We start from the raw sequence: 17,670 nt of genomic DNA on the forward strand, positions 1-17,670 counted from the left end.
ACAACCCTTGTGGTTTTATTAGCGGGCATCTTGGTGGTGGGTCGCTTACATCAATTGGCAAGCGCACAACGTGAGGTACTTGATACCTTAACGCAAGATTTAGAGAATAAGCATCGTGAGATGCTCAATGATTTGCACCAAGGCATGAGTAAGCAAACCGAATCCATGCAACAGGGATTAATTCAGCATGGCAGCATACTCAATGAAACGGTCAATCGTTCTAGCGAGCGTTTACGCGACAGTATGAGTGAATCATTTGAGCGTTTGCGTCATGGCGTCAATCATGAAATGAAAGAAAGCCGCGAAACCATAGTGCGAATGCAAACGGTGCAAAGCGAAGCGCTATCGACCTTGCGACTGACCTTAGTCGCCAGCCTTGGCGACTCGCGCGAACAAATGCTCAAGCAACTCAGTGATATTTCGGCAGCACTACAAGGCAAGCAAGATGCTTTACGCGAAGATATGCTGCTCAAACTCTCCACCATGTTGGCAGAACAATCCAAACGCGAAATGGAACAACTGCAGGCAGCACTATTGCAATCCTCCCAAACACTGACCGCCAGCGTAGGAGAACTCACCAAAGCAACGGATTTACGCTTAGCCGAAATTTCTGGCAAGGTCACCGAGCGCCTGGATGAAGGCTTTAAAAAAACCAATGAAACCTTTGCCAATGTAATGGCGCGCCTGGCCACGATTGATGAAGCGCAAAAGAAAATCGACGGTTTGACCACCAATGTGGTCAGCTTGCAAGAGCTGCTAGGGGATAAACGTTCGCGCGGTGCTTTTGGTGAGGTTCAGCTCGATCATTTAGTCAGTAATGTCCTGCCAGCACAAACGTATGAGCTGCAAGCCACGCTGCCGAGCGGGGTTCGAGTGGACTGTCTACTTAAACTGCCCGAGCCGACCGGAACCATTGCGGTGGATTCGAAATTTCCACTAGAAAACTATCACCGGATGTTTGGCAGTGACATGGATAAGTTAACTGCAACTCGATTTTTTAAAGCTGACGTTAAAAAACACGTGGATGACATTGCTAATAAATACATCATTCCAAATGTGACCGCAGACGGCGCGGTGATGTTTATACCGGCAGAAGCCGTGTTTGCAGAAATTCATGCTTATCACCCAGAATTAGTCGAGTACGCCATGAAACGCCGCGTATGGATTGTGTCGCCAACCACGCTCATGGCGGTACTCAATACGGCGCGCGCGGTGATTAAAGACGTTGAAACACGCAAACAAGTACACATCATTAAAGAAGCGCTTGGCAAGCTGGGGCAAGAATTTGGGCGCTTTGATAAACGAATGAAAAACTTAGCCACGCATATTCGCCAAGCCCATGAAGATGCACTGGAAGTGAGCATTACCAGTGAAAAAATTTCCCGCCAGTTTGTCAATATTGAGCAAGTTCGTCTTGAAGGTGAGGCGGCGCCAGTGCTGGTTGCCGTTGAAACCGAGTGAGCCAAGACGCGGTAGGCACAATCATTGACTTAAAGCGGACAAAGTTGCGCTAAAGGTGTTTCTTTCTGGATGAGAAATCGATTTATTGGGGAATATCCCGAGGCATGAGTAATCGCGGTCAGTAAAATTAAAATAAGCGATTTTTTGATTGATTGTCGTTTAGCTGACCGCTGTTAAGCGATAAAAGCATATTTGCTGGGTATATGCATGTGGCGCTTAATATACAGAGTATGGCTATATATACCCCGTATATAAGCTGGTATTGGCGGAGCCAATATTGCACTAAACTCACATGCTATCTATTTGATTCCACTCAGAGTGTTACTTAAAATTTTCATTCAGCTACACACAATCATCAGCCGGACAATGCTTAGGTGTAAATGTAGTCGATGAAATTCGGCTACTGATCAGTTCACAGCTTGCTGCACTACAGGTAAAATGAGCTGGATTTGTTTTTGATCAAGTTTTACTCCCCCTTAAAATTCAAAAAAAGGTATCGCCGTGCTAGTAGCCTACCGTCAACATGTCGCTGAGCGTGCCGCGCAAGGCATCGCTCCATTGCCACTGTCTGTTCAGCAAACCGTCGATTTAATTGCTTTGCTGCAAAATCCACCTGCAGGTGAAGAAGCCTTTTTGCTTGATTTAATTACGCACCGCGTTCCAGCTGGCGTAGATGATGCGGCAAAAGTAAAAGCGGCATTTTTGGCTGCCGTGGCACAAGGCCGCGAAAGCTGTGCTTTGATTTCTCGCGCCAAGGCCACTGAATTACTCGGCACGATGCTGGGTGGTTTTAATATCAAGCCACAAATTGATTTGTTGGGTGATGCCGAAGTGGGTGAAATCGCCGCCGCGGGTTTAAAAAACACCTTGTTGATGTTTGATTACTTCCATGATGTTAAAGAACTCGCCGACGCAGGTAATGCCAACGCTAAATCTGTATTGCAATCATGGGCCGATGCCGAATGGTTCACTAGCCGTCCAGAAGTACCGGCCAAAGTGACACTGACAGTATTTAAAGTCACCGGCGAAACCAATACCGATGATTTGTCGCCAGCACCAGATGCTTGGTCGCGTCCTGATATTCCATTGCACGCACTGGCCATGTTGAAAAACCCGCGCGAAGGCATCAACCCAGATGTACCAGGCGCAGTTGGGCCAATGAAACAAATCGTTGCTTTGCAACAAAAAGGCCACCCAATTGCTTACGTGGGCGACGTTGTCGGCACGGGCTCAAGCCGCAAATCAGCGACAAACTCGGTGTTGTGGTGGACAGGTGAAGACATTCCATTCGTTCCAAACAAACGTTTTGGCGGCTATTGCATCGGCGGTAAAATTGCACCGATTTTCTTCAACACCATGGAAGATGCAGGTGCATTGCCGATCGAATTTGATGTAACGAATTTGAATATGGGCGACGTGATCACGATTTACCCATTTGAAGGCAAAGTCGAAAAAGACGGTCAAGTGATCACTACCTTCGCGTTAAAAACCGATGTATTACTCGATGAAGTTCGCGCCGGCGGCCGGATTAACTTGATTATTGGCCGTGGCTTAACGTCAAAAGCGCGTGAAGCACTGGGCTTGCCAGCGTCAACGATTTTCCGTCTACCGCAAGATCCAGCCGCATCCAACAAAGGCTTTACTCAAGCGCAAAAAATGGTCGGCCGCGCCTGTGGTTTACCAGAAGGCAAGGGCGTTCGTCCAGGCACTTACTGCGAACCAAAAATGACTTCGGTTGGCTCGCAAGACACCACCGGACCAATGACACGTGACGAGCTAAAAGACTTGGCATGCCTGGGTTTCTCGGCAGATTTAGTGATGCAATCGTTCTGCCATACTGCGGCTTATCCAAAACCTGTTGACGTTAAAACGCACCACACCTTGCCAGAATTTATTCGCAATCGTGGCGGCGTTTCATTACGCCCAGGCGATGGCGTGATTCACTCATGGCTAAACCGGATGTTGTTGCCAGATACCGTCGGTACCGGTGGCGATTCACATACCCGTTTCCCAATCGGTATTTCATTCCCAGCAGGCTCAGGCTTGGTGGCGTTTGCGGCAGCAACTGGCGTTATGCCATTGGATATGCCGGAATCAGTACTGGTTCGCTTTAAGGGTGAATTGCAACCGGGCATTACCTTGCGTGATTTGGTGAATGCAATTCCTTTGTACGCCATCAAAGCCGGTTTGTTGACCGTAGCGAAAGCGGGCAAGAAAAACATTTTCTCAGGTCGTATTCTTGAGATTGAAGGCTTGCCAAATCTTAAGGTTGAGCAAGCATTTGAATTGACGGACGCCTCAGCAGAGCGCTCAGCCGCAGGTTGTTCGGTTCGCCTGAACGAAGAGCCAATTGCTGAATACCTCAAATCGAACATCGTGTTACTTAAATCGATGATCGCTAACGGTTATGGCGACGCTAAAACCTTGGCGCGTCGTGTAGCCAGCATGGAAAGCTGGTTGGCTAACCCAAGCTTGATCGAACCCGATGCGGATGCTGAATATGCTGCGGTCATCGAGATTGATCTGGCCGATGTAAAAGAGCCAATCTTGGCCTGCCCGAATGACCCTGATGATGTGAAAATCTTGTCTGAAGTGGCCGGCACTAAGATTGATGAAGTGTTTATCGGCTCTTGCATGACCAATATCGGTCACTTCCGTGCGGCGGGCAAATTACTGGAAGGCAAGCGCGATTTGCCAACCAAGTTGTGGATTGCACCACCAACAAAAATGGATGCCGAGCAACTGACTGAAGAAGGCTACTACGGCACATTTGGCGCTGCAGGCGCGCGCACCGAAATGCCAGGCTGCTCATTGTGCATGGGCAATCAGGCGCAGGTACGTGAGGGTGCAACGGTGGTTTCAACTTCAACACGTAACTTCCCAAATCGCTTAGGCAAAAACACCAATGTGTTTTTATCTTCTGCCGAATTGGCAGCGATTGCATCACGTTTGGGTCGCATTCCAACCGTGGCTGAATATATGGCAGATGTCGCTATTTTGGCGCCAAAATCAGCTGAAGTTTATAAATACCTCAACTTCAATCAAATCGAGTCGTATCAAGCTGAAGCGGATCAAGTTAACGTTTAATTGACGCTTACGCCAAAAGACCCGCATTGCGGGTCTTTTTTTTGCTAAGCGCTTCATTGCACACTGTTTTTTCTTGCCTGAGACCTGAATATCGGGCAAAATTAGCGCCTTTTTTCGCATCAAACTCATGGGTTTGATTTTTCTCATTTGATGGCTTGCCCACCCATCGGGCGTCGGTAATATTGGCGAACAAAGTGGCAAGACCTTCTAGCCCAGGGGGTATTGGACATGTCCAATCTGGCTACAGTAACCGCGCCACAAGAATCAAGTTCAGCACTTGATTTAACGACACCACTACCAGTGGCGGCCTATTTTGACGACGCACTCTATCAGCAAGAAATCAAACAACTTTTCAATCAAGGTCCACGCTATATCGGCCATGAACTCATGGTCCCTGCGGCAGGTGATTACCATGTTCTTGAGTCGAGTCAAGGCGCGCGCTATCTAAAACGCACCGAAGAGGGCGTCAAGCTGTTTTCCAATATTTGCCGTCATCGACAAGCCACCATGCTGGAAGGTCGCGGCAATGCTACGCATACGGTTTGCCCTTTGCACCGTTGGACTTATGATCAGCACGGCAAATTATTAGGCGCCCCCCATTTTAGCGAAAAACCATGCTTGCATTTGCCTGAAACAGAGCTGCAATCTTGGAATGGCATGCTGTTTGAATCTGGACGGGATATTGAACGCGACCTAAAAAACTTGGGCGTGCGTGAAGACTTAGATTTTTCACAGTATGTTTTTCATAGTGTGACCATTGATGAATACCAAGGCAATTGGAAAACTTTCATCGAGGTCTATCTCGAAGACTATCACGTTGTGCCGTTTCACCCCGGCTTGGGGCGTTTTGTCGATTGCAATCAACTCAAGTGGGAGTTTGGCGACTGGTATTCAGTGCAAACCGTTGGCGTCCATCATGACTTAGCCCGGCCCGGTTCTAAGGTGTACCAAGATTGGCATCGCCAAGTTAAACGGTATTCTGAAGACAAAACACCAAAATATGGTGCAATTTGGCTGACTTACTACCCCAATATTACGGTTGAATGGTATCCGCATACACTGGTGATTTCGACCATCATCCCCACGGGGCCACGCAGCTATAAAAATGTGGTCGAATTTTATTATCCAGAAGACATCGCATATTTTGAGCCTGAATTTATTGCGGCAGAGCAGGCCGCTTACGCAGAAACCGCGGTCGAAGACGTAGAAATTATTAATCGAATGGAAGCTGGGCGACAGGCACTACATGCCGAAGGTCGAAATGAAGTCGGTCCGTACCAAAGCCCTATGGAAGATGGGATGCGGCATTTTCATCAGTTTTTAAGACGAGAACTCGCAGGATTCATTCCTACTCACGACATTGAATAACACTAAGGCTGCTTCGGCGGCCTTTGTTTTTATTCAACAGTTTTTTGATTTAAGCTACTGTATACTTTGCTAGCCATTTAAAATCATAGCCCACATTGATATACCCAAGGATTTAATGAAGCAAATAATTGCATACTGCCGTGAATCTGGGTCTTTTTGGATGATACTGGCCAGCCTCTCGTTTGCCGTTATGGGGGTCTTCGTTAAGCTTGGCTCAACGGATTTTAGCACTGCAGAATTGGTCTTTTATCGCTGCGCAGCAGGGTTGATTTTTATTGCGGCAATGATTTTGCCGCAGGGTAAAACACTCAAAGTCAGCTACCCCATTTTTAAAATGCACCTTTCACGCAGCATTGCTGGGTTTATCGCATTGATGCTGTATTTTTATGCGATTAGTCAGCTCACCCTACCCATGGCGGTGACACTCAATTACACTTCTCCGCTATTTTTTGTATTAATTACCATCGTTCGACAAAAGAAATGGCCTCAATGGCAATTATTGGGCAGTATTGCATTGGGCTTTTTAGGTGTCGTCACCTTATTGCAACCCACGTTTGCAGCCGAGCAATGGTTAGGCGGTGTAATGGGCTTGTTATCGGGCCTATTGGCGAGCGTGGCCTATATGAATGTCAGCGAATTAGGTAAAAGTGGCGAGCCAGAATGGCGAACGGTATTTTACTTTTCGTTGATTTCGACATTGGGCGCGGCGCTTTTTATGCTGCTGCAAGCCGAGCCTTTACTTCGGCCGAGCTTGTATGATGCATTGATTGTGTTTGGCATGGGCAGCTGTGCCACGGTAGCGCAGTTAGCCATGACGCGAGCCTACCGCAAAGGTCGCTCTCTGGTTATTGTCAGCTTGTCGTATTTAACAGTATTGTTTTCCACCTTACTCAGCTGGATAGTTTGGGGGGATGCGCCAACTTCGCTGGCTGTTGTCGCCATGCTGATGATTGTACTGGCGGGAATCGGCGCCAGATCAAGCCGAGCGTCATAACAAAGTCGATGTTTTTTCGTACTATGAAAAGCAATTAAAATTCCCAGTAAAAGGGCATCAAATATGCGTTTTTTAATCAGCAATGATGATGGTTATTTTTCACCTGGATTAGCCGCCTTAGCGATGTCCTTAGGCGGGCTAGGTGATACTTTTGTGTGCGCACCTGAGCGTGATCGAAGTGGCTCAAGCAATTCACTCACACTGGATCGACCACTTTCTGTCAATCAGTCTGCATCTGGCTTTTTTTACGTCAATGGCACGCCGACCGACTGCGTGCACTTGGCCGCAACGGGCTTAATGCCTGATTTGCCCGATATGGTGGTCGCAGGGATTAATCATGGCCCGAATATGGGCGACGACACGATTTATTCCGGCACGGTTGCCGCCGCAACTGAAGGTTTTTTATTGGGCATTCCCGCGATTGCAATTTCATTGGCTTCGCACAATCCAGTGCATTTTGAAACGGCAGCGCAAGTGGCAAATGATTTAGTACAGCGCTTTATTCGAAATCCATTTCGTGGCGCCGTACTGCTCAACGTGAACGTACCCGATATCGCCTACGAGTCATTGTCTGGCACCAAAATCACTCGACTCGGGCGACGTCACAAATCAGCCCCCGTCATTCGTGATGAAAATCCGCGCGGCGAACCAATCTGGTGGGTTGGCCCTATTGGTAAAGTTGCTGACGCCAGTAGTGGTACAGATTTTGACGCCATTGCCAATGGCTACGTATCGATCACACCGCTTTCTATTGATTTAACAGCACATCAACAAATTGATTTTATGACTCAGTGGGTAAATTCATAATGCTGCAGCAAGGTAGTGGCATGACCTCCGTTCGCACCCGAACCAGAATGATAGAGCGGCTGCGTGCACAGGGCATCTCGAACGAAAACATCCTCACCATCATGGGGCAAATTCCAAGACATGCTTTTGTCGATGAAGCCCTTGCGCACAAGGCCTACGATGACTTTTCATTGCCCATTGGCTTTGCGCAAACGATTTCTCAACCCTATATCGTCGCCAGAATGTCAGAGCTGCTCTACGCCGTACCTAAACACAATAAAGTTTTAGAAATCGGCACGGGGTGCGGTTATCAAACGGCGATTCTGGCTAAGATTTTCAAAACAGTGCATACCATTGAGCGGATTGCTGGCTTAGTGCGTAATACTCGGGATCGACTTAATACGCTGGGTGTGCATAATGCTCGATTGCGTCATGCTGATGGCAGTAAAGGCTTGCCCGAACTTGCACCATTTGACGCCATTATTATTACTGCTGCAGCGCCCATTGTGCCAGAGCACCTTATGGACCAACTAAGCATTGGTGGTCGTTTGGTCTTTCCAGTTGGCGATGCCGATCAAGAATTAAGAATGATTGAGCGACTCGACGAAGGTTTTACTGAAACCCGGCTGGAAAAAGTAAAATTTGTCCCATTGCTACCGGGCATTTCGTAATTCATCATCTGACTTTACTCAAATAAAAGGAGAACGCGCGTGAGTGCTATTCGTTACAGCGCCATTTGTTCAACCCTCGTCTTATGCGCCTGCTCCAGTACGCCCAACACCCCAGCACCGATTGTTGATCGCAGCAATGCACCAGTTGCAGCCGCCGTGCCTGCCGTACCAGCCAGCCAAACCGCGATCAATACCTACACGGTCAAAGCTGGCGATGGTCTTTATCGTATTGCACTTGAAAATGGCGTTGCTTACAAAGATTTAGTCGCTTGGAATCAAATTGAAGATGTAAATGGCCTAAAAATTGGCCAAGTATTACGTCTTGGCCCTGCCAATTCGACCATCGCCACGTCCGGTGTTGAAATAAGACCCTTGGTTTCCGATGAAGCAATCAACGAGTTGCCCAGCAAACCCGCCAGCAGCCAGCAGTATCCGCGCGCGATTAAAGAGCCATATTCCAACCAAACAGCAAGTAGCATAGCGCTGCGTGCCGAAGGGCAAGCTGTTGTTGCCAAACAACAAAATATTTCAAGCCCGAGCAAAGCGACGATCAGCAAACCAGCCAGCGCACCAGCATCGACCATTAAGTCAGCAAACGTAGAGAAATCAGGCGCTACAGTGGACTTAAATTCAGCAGACAGTAACACCACTGCCACAATTTGGACCCCACCAACAGCAGGAAAGGTGAGCTCTACTTTCTCTGCTGAAAGTAAAGGCATTGATATCAAAGGGCAAATGGGGCAATCTATAGTTGCGTCAGGCAGTGGTAAGGTTGTTTACGCCGGGTCCGGATTAAAAGGGTATGGAAAAATGCTCATCATTCAACACAGCGATGGCTTTTTATCCGCTTATGCGCACAACAGCAAACTGCTCGTCAAAGAAAATGATCTAGTAAAAAAAGGCGAAAAAATCGCCGAAATGGGGAATAGCGATAGCGATCAGGTCAAGCTGCACTTCGAATTACGCAAGTTTGGTAAGCCGGTCGATCCGAGCAACTACATCAAGTTGAATTAGAGGCTGTATGAGCGATCAAATCGATATTTTAGAAGAAGATCTTGCTGACGAAGATGATGAACTCATTGAGGCAGATTCGGATGATGCTGAAGTCGATACCGAAGCCAAAGAAGAAACCGACCGTTACACCGCCGAGAGCACCGGCGATGTAACGCAAATCTACCTCAATGAGATCGGGCAAAGTAAATTACTCACTCCAGATGAGGAGCGCGCGCTGTCTCGACGCGTGGTGCAGGGCGATTTTTCTGCGCGACAGAAAATGATTGAGCACAATTTGCGCCTAGTGGTGAATATCGCCAAACACTATATCAATCGCGGCATGACTTTGCTCGATTTGATCGAAGAGGGCAATATTGGCCTGATGCATGCCTTAGAGAAATTCGATCCTGAGCGTGGATTTCGCTTTTCGACCTACGCCACGTGGTGGATACGCCAAAGTATCGAGCGCTCGATCATGAATCAATCGCGAACGATTCGACTACCGGTACACGTTATTAAAGAGTTGAATGTTTACTTACGTGCGCAGCGACATTTAGAAGCCAGCTTGGGACACGAACCCGCAATTGAAGACATTGCCCACTTGGTCGGCAAAGATGTAGAAGAGGTTCGTCGTGTAATGAGTCTGAATGAGCGTGTCGCTTCATTAGATGCGCCACTCGATATTGACCCGATGCTATCCATCGGCGAGTCGATCCCTGATGAGCAGCACGATGGTCCAGAAGCCATTTTACAAAACGCCGAAGTTGAACGTTATGTTAAAGAATGGCTAAAACAGCTTAATGACAAGCAGCGCATGGTCATCGAGCGGCGCTACGGACTAAATGGTTACGAAATCTGTACTTTAGAAGATTTGGCCGCCAACCTTAATTTAACGCGAGAACGAGTACGACAAATTCAAATTGAAGCGCTAGATCAATTGCGCAGAATTTTGCGCCGCTATGGCGTAGCTCGTGATGTGGTTCTGTAATCCATCATTAAAAAACCATCCTTAACTGGGCACTTCAATTTTTTTATCCCCGCATCTATCCACACAACAAAAACCCCGAGTAGCAAAGCTAACTCGGGGTTTGATGTTATTTACGGCAAGTTCGCCTTAAATTCCACGCAACAACTCGTTAATACCCACTTTTGAACGTGTTTTTGCGTCAACTTTCTTCACGATCACTGCGCAATACAAGCTGTATTTACCATCAGCAGACGGCAAATTACCAGAAACAACCACTGATCCTGCAGGGATACGGCCATAAGTGACTTCACCCGTTTCACGATCATAAATGCGCGTTGATTGCCCAATATAAACGCCCATTGAGATGACCGAACCTTCTTCAACGATCACGCCTTCAACCACCTCGGAACGAGCACCGATAAAGCAATTGTCTTCGATAATGGTTGGACCAGCTTGCAATGGCTCGAGTACACCACCAATACCAACACCACCAGAAAGATGTACGTTTTTACCAATTTGCGCGCATGAACCCACGGTCGCCCATGTATCCACCATAGTGCCTTCGTCAACAAAAGCGCCGATATTGACATAAGAGGGCATCAATACGACATTTTTGCCAATGTAAGCGCCTTTACGAGCAATTGCATTTGGCACTACACGGAAACCGCCAGCGCGAAAATCTTCTTCAGTGTAATCAGCAAACTTGCTTGGCACTTTATCAAAAAACTGCGTACAACCGCCATCTAGCACCACATTGTCGTTGATACGAAATGACAGCAATACTGCCTTTTTAATCCATTGATGAGTTAGCCAGTTGCCATCAATTTTTTCGGCCACGCGCAATTGACCTTGATCCAAAGCGGCAATCACTTCGTTCACCGCCACGCGTAAATCGGCCGAGACGTTGCTTGGCGTAATGTCTGCACGGTTTTCGAATGCAGTTTCAATAATGGCTTGCAAATGATTCATCTTAATTAGTCCTCGGGTTGGCAGATCAATAGAAATTCAATAGTCACATCGACATTCAAACCCGCCTTGATGGCTCATTTGAATGCCAGCCCTAAAAACAGGGCACAAGCATTAACGTTGTTTATGACTTAATGTCTTGCAGTAATGCACAATTCGTTCGGCGGCAGCAACACATTCGTCAAGCGGGGCAACCAATGCAATGCGGACATAACCCAATCCTGGATTCACACCGTGCGCTTCACGCGCCAAGTAAGATCCAGGCAAAACGGTCACGTGTTGTTGCTCGAATAGCTCACGCGTAAATTGCTCATCATCCATCGGCACCTTAGCCCAAAGATAAAAGGCCGCATCAGGCAGCGTAACCTCTAGCACTTCTTGCAACACATGGGTCACCGCAGCAAATTTCTCGGCATATAATTTACGGTTTTCAACTACGTGCGCCTCATCACGCCACGCGGCCGCACTGGCTGCCATCACCATTGGGCTCATAGCGCAACCGTGATAGGTACGATACAGCAAAAATTGCGCCAAAATCTGCGCGTCTCCCGCAACAAAACCTGAGCGCATCCCCGGCACATTCGATCGCTTTGACAATGATGAAAATACCACCAGACGCGTATAATCACGCCCCAGCAAACGAGCCGCCTCAAGCCCGCCTAATGGCTTATTGTCACCAAAATAGATTTCCGAATAGCATTCATCGGATGCAATCACAAAGCCGTACTGATCGGACAGCGCAAACAAACGACGCCAATCATCCAGCGAGGCCACTGCGCCAGTCGGATTGCCCGGCGAGCAGGCAAAAACCACTTGCACTCTTTCCCAAACGGCTTGGGGCACACTATCCCAATCAGGCTGAAAACGCTGCGATGCGGTGCAATTGACAAACCAAGGCTCGGCGCCGGCCAACAATGCCGCGCCTTCATAGATTTGATAAAACGGATTGGGCGACAGCACCACCGGACGATCGCGAGTTGGATCAATAACCGCCTGAACGAAAGCAAAAAGCGCCTCGCGACTACCATTGACTGGCAATATTTCAGTCGCAATATTGAGTGCGGGTACATTATATCGGCGAGCCAGCCATTCACTAATGCTGGCGCGTAAGTCATCAGAACCTAAAGTGGCAGGGTAACTTGATAGACCTGATAAATTATTGAGCAAAGCGGCTTTGATGAGCTCGGGGGCAGCATGCTTGGGCTCACCAATCGACAAATTAATCGGCTTTAAATCTTTGTTCGGCGTCAGCGTAGCAAAAAGCTGACGCAGTTTCTGGAAAGGGTAGGGCTGAAGTAAATTTAGTCGCGGCGACATTGCGCGGCTCTTTGGCAGTTAGGGAAGACGGCAATTATAACCTCTTGCACGCTCCCTGCGCCACGCTAGATACAGCAAAAACAAGGCTTAGCGTATTTTTTCTGCAAAATCGAGCATCAACTTCTTAAGCTTAGGTTCAACAACTGCCACGCAATAGGGTTGATTTGAATTTGAACGATAGTAATTGTGGTGAATGACTTCTGCGGGCCAAAAATGAGTCGCCATTTCTAGCTCGGTCACGATCGGGCCTTGGTCTTGCTGTGCCAGTGCATTGATTTTGCTTTTAGTCACGGCCAGCTGCTCGGCGCTACTGGCAAAAACAGCCGAGCGATACTGCGTTCCCACATCATGCCCTTGTCGATTGAGGGTGCGTGGATTATGAATTGCAAAGAAAATATCAAGCAAGTCGGACACACCAACTACAGCATTGTCGAACTCAATCTGCACCACCTCGGCATGACCGGTATTGCCCTGACAGACTTGTTCGTACTGGGGTTGATCAACATACCCACCCATATAGCCTGAAACCACCGACTCAACACCGCGTACACGTTGAAATACCGCCTCCAAACACCAAAAGCAGCCGCCAGCTAAAGTAATGGTCTCAAACATAAATTTTCCTTATTGACGCGCCGTTCTCGCATTAGAAGGTTGAGCGGCATTAAAATTTGTGCGAAAAGGGTTGATATCCAAACCACCGCGACGGGTATAACGCGCATAAACCGCCAATTTGAGCGGCGCACAGTCGCGCATAATATCAACAAAGATCCGTTCAACACATTGTTCGTGAAATTCATTGTGGTTGCGAAACGAAATCAAGTAGCGCAATAAACTTTCACGATTAATCGCCTTGCCGGTGTATTGAATTTGCACACTCGCCCAATCGGGCTGACCAGTAACCAAGCAGTTAGATTTCAACAAATCCGAAGTCAGTGTTTCTGTCGTGGTCGCTTCGGTATTTTCACAGCGCAAAATACCGGGTTGAGGCGAATAAAGATCAACATCCAGATCCAAGTTATCAATATTGTAACCGCTGAGTTCGGCCATTTGTTGCTGTGCGAATAAAGCGGACTCAGTTAACTTCACTTGAACCGGCGCGCCAACGCCAGCTGAAATATCTTTTTGCAACAACTCACTCAGCTGAGTAAAACCATCGACTTTAGTCTGATTAAAGCTATTTAAATATAATTTAAACGACTTGGATTCAATAATGTTTGGGCTATTTGCTGGGATATGAAAACTCGCAATCGCTACCTGCGGCTTACCCTTGACATTCAGCCAAGAAAGCTCATAGGCATTCCAGATATCCACACCAAAAAAAGGTAGGTTTTCATTAATCCCAATTTCTAGCCGCTTTTGCTCACGAGCAATTGGGAACAATAAACTAGGGTCATACTCTGTAATATATTCGCTCGTTTTTCCTAGCGGCGAAAACTCAACTTCACTCATCGCTTTGCATCCATAAATCGTTTAACGGCCATTGCCGCTGGCAATAATCAACTGCATTTTATCGGTACTTACGCACCAAACCCACCATAACGCCAAATATTTCCAAACTCGCCTCTGGGCGGATAATGCTGTAGTCGCTATTGTGCGGAATCAAAAAGTATCCCGTCTTATCCTTACCCAGCTCTTTAAGCGTGTATTCATTATCCACAATCGCCACGACAATATCACCAACCAAGGCGGCATGGCGTTTTTCGACAACGGCAATATCACCATCAAAAATACCCGCCTCCATCATCGAGTCGCCTTTGATTTTTACCAAAATCGACGATGCGGGTCGTGGCATCAAAAATTCATCCAGCGAGATGGCTTCGCTCATCGCATCATTAGCCGCAGCAGGCAAACCCGCAGGCAGATTAAAGTCGGCCAATTCACGCTCAAAAAATCGCTTTGTTGGTGCCAGGCGCTTATCCGGCGTCACTTCAATAAAACCCGCCAAAGTCAGACGCTTAACTAGGGCCGACACCGCCGATTTTGAAGCCATGCCGAGTAGCTCACCAATGGCTGAATACGATGGAATATTGCGATAATCAGCGTAGTAGTCTTGCAGCTTGCCTAGATATTCTGCATCACGATTGGGGTTGGCCATCGCGCACCTCGTAGTATCAATTATATCTCTATAGCGTATTGAACGTTCGTTCTGCTGTCAAGCAAGAAAGGGCATATAACTTAGCCATACAAGCAGCGCACAGTCGATTACAATGGCGCTTTATTTTATTGCTTGAGTTTGCCGTGCGGATTTTATTAGCCCCCATGGAAGGGTTGCTCGATTGCGTGTTGCGCGACGTATTAACGCGCGCAGGCGGAATCGATTTGTGCGTCACTGAATTTGTCCGTGTCAGTGGCAGTGTATTGCCGTACCGCACCTTCCAAAGAATTGCCCCCGAACTCAACAACCAGAGTCACACCAACAGTGGCGTACCGGTTCGCGTACAACTATTAGGCTCTGACGCACAATGCTTGGCGGAGAACGCAGCCAAACTGGCTGAGCTCAATCCGTACGGCATTGATTTAAATTTTGGCTGCCCCGCCAAAACCGTCAATCGCCACCGCGGCGGGGCGATTTTACTCAAAGAACCAGAGGTTATTTATCACATTGTTAGCGCGGTTCGCCAAGCCACACCGGGGCATATTCCCGTAACCGCCAAAATGCGCCTTGGCTATGAAGATACCTCTCAGGCGATTGATTGCGCCCAAGCCATTGCCAACGCCGGCGCCGCCGAGGTCGTGGTGCATGCACGAACCAAAACCGATGGCTATAAACCGCCAGCTTACTGGGAGTGGATTGCAGAGATCAAATCAAACATCACCATCCCTGTCGTAGCAAATGGCGAAATCTGGACTTTGGAAGACTTTAAGCGCTGCCAACAGATCTCAGGCTGTAACGACATCATGCTGGGGCGAGGTATCGTCGCCAACCCGGGCCTGGCTTTGGAGGCAAAACTTGGGCGCACCTTAAGCTGGAGTGAGTTGCAACCTTTGTTTTTGATTTTTTGGCAGCAAGTTTTAACGCATTGCTATCCAAAATATCAGGCGGGCAGGGTAAAGCAGTGGCTTAACTACTTACGGAAACACTACCCTGAGGCCGAAGTGTTATTTCAGCAAATTCGCACCTTGAATTTACCCGAAGAGATCGAACAAGCCTGTCCAGCGCTCGTTCGAATAGCCGACTAAACCTCTGGCAAAGTCTGAATTAATTGCTCTAAGGTTTCAATCTGCGTCATGCCATTGGCTTCGCAATACCGCTTTAGGCGCTGATGCAAGCTGGCATCAATTTCTACTGAGAGCGCTTTGGGTAATCGTTGGTTGTGGTCGCGCGTAGCGCGGCCAACTTGCATTGAACGCGAGCGGCGCTTGCGCTCAGCGGCACTCATCGGCTTGCCATGAATTGCTGGGCGACCGCGTTTTTTTAACAAGGGGATTTCAGGTAGTTCAAGCGTATGCTGATCGCCAGGGTGCTTCATAGTGTGACATGTCGCGAATTTATGGCGCTCTATTATCCTGCAGAACGCACATTCAGACAATAGGTGACGACCTTAGATTGGCTTTAACTAAAAAATTACCACCCGCAACACCAACCCCTAGCGCATCACTTTTAAAATCACAAACTTTGCATTTTGTGCCATGACACTCACTCGACGAAATAGCTTTTTTAAATCTGCTTGATAATTCAAATGGCGATTTGCCACCACCCATAATTCACTGTCGGCATGCATGCATTGCTTGGCCTGTGTAAACATACTGATCGCGATATCTGTGGTAATGGTATTTTGCTGATGAAACGGCGGATTAATCAAAATCAAATCAAACTGTTGGGTCACACCCACCAAACCATCGCGATGCAAAATCTCTACCGCCGCCTGCGGGCAATTGGCCGCAAAACTAAGCTGTGCCGACTCAATAGCAGCCTTTGATTCATCATACAAATACAAGGCCGCATCAGGATGACGCTGATGATAAGCCAAAGACAACAAGCCATTACCGCAACCGACATCGGCCACTGTTTTTGCCGCTGGCAACTGCGAAAAGTGCTCGATAAAAAATCGCGACCCGATGTCTATTTTTTGCTCGGCAAAAACCCCAGCCACATTCTGCAGGATCAAATCAAGCTCAGGCACTGACTGGCTATAGGGTTGTATGCGCTGCTGGCTGGGTCGCAAATTAGCGCGATACATTCTGGCTTTGCGCTGTGTTGGCAAATATTCAACATCATCACAATACTGCTTGATTAAAGCTAAATGCCCATTACTCACGTGTTTTTGCATACCGGAAAAATACACTTCAACCGGCGACGTTATCCCGTTGGCCAGCTGAAGTAGTTGCGCCTCAAGCATAGACAATGACTTTGGTAGCTTGACCAGCGCGCAAGTCGTTACTTGTCCTACATAGTCGATCAATTCTGTGTGAGTGTTTTTTTCGATCGCATGCCGTGAACACCACGAATCATTAATATGCAAGACTACGGCAACGCCACATTGAATCGCCATTGCGTGCAGCGCGCCAAAACTATCGTTAAGCACGACCAGCGCAGCGTCTTTACGAATAAAACTAGCCAAATAGGCATCTGCAGCATCCCAAGCCTGTAAATCTTTAGCATGCTTAGCGGGGTAGCGTTGCAAATTAAGCGCAGCAAATGGCGCAGAGGACAATAAATCAGCGGACATCAAGTTTTCTTTATAAAGCTACAGATCGAGCGACCTTGTTCGAGGCGCAATTCTAGCAGCTCAAGACAAAACCTGCCGCACCCAGACTCAAAAGCCCTACAACGACCTGATTCGCCGTATTCATGCTCGAGCATTTAAGTAAGCAATTGTTTAGGCCATGATTTAACACCAGTCAAGACCTTAACCCAGGCTGAATTGCAGCACGATACTGTAAAAATATCGAATCCGAGCGCGAACGAATTCGCACGCAACAAAGAGTGAACTCAACACAATACTTGCGTGACCAATACAATCAACTTAGCAAAGTCTGGTACGACGATTGTTTCAACACGTAGTTGCACGAGGAGGGGACTTGAGTGCGAGATAGCAAGGGACGTACCAACAAAGGAA

Annotated in this window: 17 protein-coding genes; 9 read left to right on the forward strand and 8 right to left on the reverse strand. The window is 47.8% G+C overall.

All coding sequences use genetic code 11. The features are described 5' to 3' along the window. The first annotated feature begins 9 nt into the window (after positions 1-9). Both HQN60_RS13500 and acnB read left to right on the forward strand, forming a co-directional pair. Positions 10-1,461 carry a DNA recombination protein RmuC gene (locus HQN60_RS13500; protein ID WP_254456632.1) on the forward strand — a complete coding sequence of 484 codons (1,452 nt, stop codon included), beginning with the start codon at positions 10-12 and terminating at the stop codon, positions 1,459-1,461. A gap of 501 nt (positions 1,462-1,962) precedes the next feature. Beyond that, positions 1,963-4,548 (forward strand): bifunctional aconitate hydratase 2/2-methylisocitrate dehydratase, encoded by a 2,586-nt coding sequence (gene acnB / locus HQN60_RS13505; RefSeq protein WP_173534147.1) that lies wholly within the window; start codon positions 1,963-1,965, stop codon positions 4,546-4,548. A gap of 7 nt (positions 4,549-4,555) precedes the next feature. Here acnB and HQN60_RS13510 read toward each other — a convergent pair whose 3' ends face one another. Next, complete coding sequence (locus HQN60_RS13510) at positions 4,556-4,741, reverse strand: hypothetical protein (RefSeq protein ID WP_173534148.1); 186 nt, start codon at positions 4,739-4,741, stop codon at positions 4,556-4,558. A gap of 35 nt (positions 4,742-4,776) precedes the next feature. Here HQN60_RS13510 and HQN60_RS13515 point away from each other — a divergent pair, with 35 nt between their 5' ends. The 6 genes from HQN60_RS13515 (at position 4,777) to rpoS (ending at position 10,348) form a co-directional block, all read left to right on the forward strand. Further along, positions 4,777-5,916: an aromatic ring-hydroxylating oxygenase subunit alpha gene (locus HQN60_RS13515; RefSeq protein WP_173534149.1), complete on the forward strand. Its 1,140-nt coding sequence runs from the start codon at positions 4,777-4,779 to the stop codon at positions 5,914-5,916. 115 nt (positions 5,917-6,031) lie between these two features. After that, a complete protein-coding gene (locus HQN60_RS13520; protein WP_254456633.1) occupies positions 6,032-6,910 on the forward strand; it encodes a DMT family transporter in 879 nt (292 codons plus the stop codon). A gap of 63 nt (positions 6,911-6,973) precedes the next feature. Next, complete coding sequence (gene surE / locus HQN60_RS13525) at positions 6,974-7,717, forward strand: 5'/3'-nucleotidase SurE (RefSeq protein WP_173534150.1); 744 nt, start codon at positions 6,974-6,976, stop codon at positions 7,715-7,717. A 20-nt stretch (positions 7,718-7,737) separates the two neighbouring features. Beyond that, entirely contained in the window at positions 7,738-8,367 is a 630-nt protein-coding gene (locus HQN60_RS13530) for a protein-L-isoaspartate(D-aspartate) O-methyltransferase (RefSeq protein ID WP_173534151.1), read from the forward strand. Positions 8,368-8,406: 39 nt separating this feature from the next. Further along, the gene (locus HQN60_RS13535) at positions 8,407-9,381 is read left to right on the forward strand and encodes a peptidoglycan DD-metalloendopeptidase family protein (RefSeq protein ID WP_173534152.1); all 975 of its coding nucleotides are present in this window, start codon (positions 8,407-8,409) and stop codon (positions 9,379-9,381) included. A gap of 7 nt (positions 9,382-9,388) precedes the next feature. Further along, positions 9,389-10,348 (forward strand): RNA polymerase sigma factor RpoS, encoded by a 960-nt coding sequence (gene rpoS, locus HQN60_RS13540; protein ID WP_173534153.1) that lies wholly within the window; start codon positions 9,389-9,391, stop codon positions 10,346-10,348. A 126-nt stretch (positions 10,349-10,474) separates the two neighbouring features. On the opposite strand, the gene dapD is transcribed toward rpoS, so the two are convergent. From dapD to HQN60_RS13565, 5 genes are all read right to left on the reverse strand, one after another. After that, the gene (dapD, locus tag HQN60_RS13545) at positions 10,475-11,296 is read right to left on the reverse strand and encodes a 2,3,4,5-tetrahydropyridine-2,6-dicarboxylate N-succinyltransferase (RefSeq protein ID WP_173534154.1); all 822 of its coding nucleotides are present in this window, start codon (positions 11,294-11,296) and stop codon (positions 10,475-10,477) included. Positions 11,297-11,407: 111 nt separating this feature from the next. Next, on the reverse strand, positions 11,408-12,610 hold the full coding sequence (dapC, locus tag HQN60_RS13550; RefSeq protein WP_173534155.1) for a succinyldiaminopimelate transaminase: 1,203 nt from the start codon (positions 12,608-12,610) through the stop codon (positions 11,408-11,410). 87 nt (positions 12,611-12,697) lie between these two features. Then, a complete protein-coding gene (msrA, locus tag HQN60_RS13555; protein WP_173534156.1) occupies positions 12,698-13,222 on the reverse strand; it encodes a peptide-methionine (S)-S-oxide reductase MsrA in 525 nt (174 codons plus the stop codon). A 9-nt stretch (positions 13,223-13,231) separates the two neighbouring features. Continuing rightward, positions 13,232-14,059 carry an NADPH-dependent 7-cyano-7-deazaguanine reductase QueF gene (gene queF, locus HQN60_RS13560; RefSeq protein ID WP_173534157.1) on the reverse strand — a complete coding sequence of 276 codons (828 nt, stop codon included), beginning with the start codon at positions 14,057-14,059 and terminating at the stop codon, positions 13,232-13,234. A 58-nt stretch (positions 14,060-14,117) separates the two neighbouring features. Continuing rightward, positions 14,118-14,705 (reverse strand): LexA family protein, encoded by a 588-nt coding sequence (locus HQN60_RS13565; protein WP_173534158.1) that lies wholly within the window; start codon positions 14,703-14,705, stop codon positions 14,118-14,120. 164 nt (positions 14,706-14,869) lie between these two features. On the opposite strand from HQN60_RS13565, the gene HQN60_RS13570 reads away from it, so the two are divergent. Then, a complete protein-coding gene (locus HQN60_RS13570; protein WP_173534718.1) occupies positions 14,870-15,790 on the forward strand; it encodes a tRNA dihydrouridine synthase in 921 nt (306 codons plus the stop codon). Here the strand turns inward: HQN60_RS13570 and HQN60_RS13575 are convergent. Together HQN60_RS13575 and HQN60_RS13580 are read right to left on the reverse strand one after the other, a co-directional pair. After that, the gene (locus tag HQN60_RS13575; protein WP_173534159.1) at positions 15,787-16,080 is read right to left on the reverse strand and encodes a RepB family protein; all 294 of its coding nucleotides are present in this window, start codon (positions 16,078-16,080) and stop codon (positions 15,787-15,789) included. The genes HQN60_RS13570 and HQN60_RS13575 overlap by 4 nt on opposite strands. 117 nt (positions 16,081-16,197) lie before the next feature. After that, positions 16,198-17,280: a class I SAM-dependent methyltransferase gene (locus HQN60_RS13580; protein WP_173534160.1), complete on the reverse strand. Its 1,083-nt coding sequence runs from the start codon at positions 17,278-17,280 to the stop codon at positions 16,198-16,200. Positions 17,281-17,670 lie beyond the last annotated feature (390 nt).

Source organism: Deefgea piscis (assembly GCF_013284055.1).
Lineage (GTDB): Bacteria > Pseudomonadota > Gammaproteobacteria > Burkholderiales > Chitinibacteraceae > Deefgea > Deefgea piscis.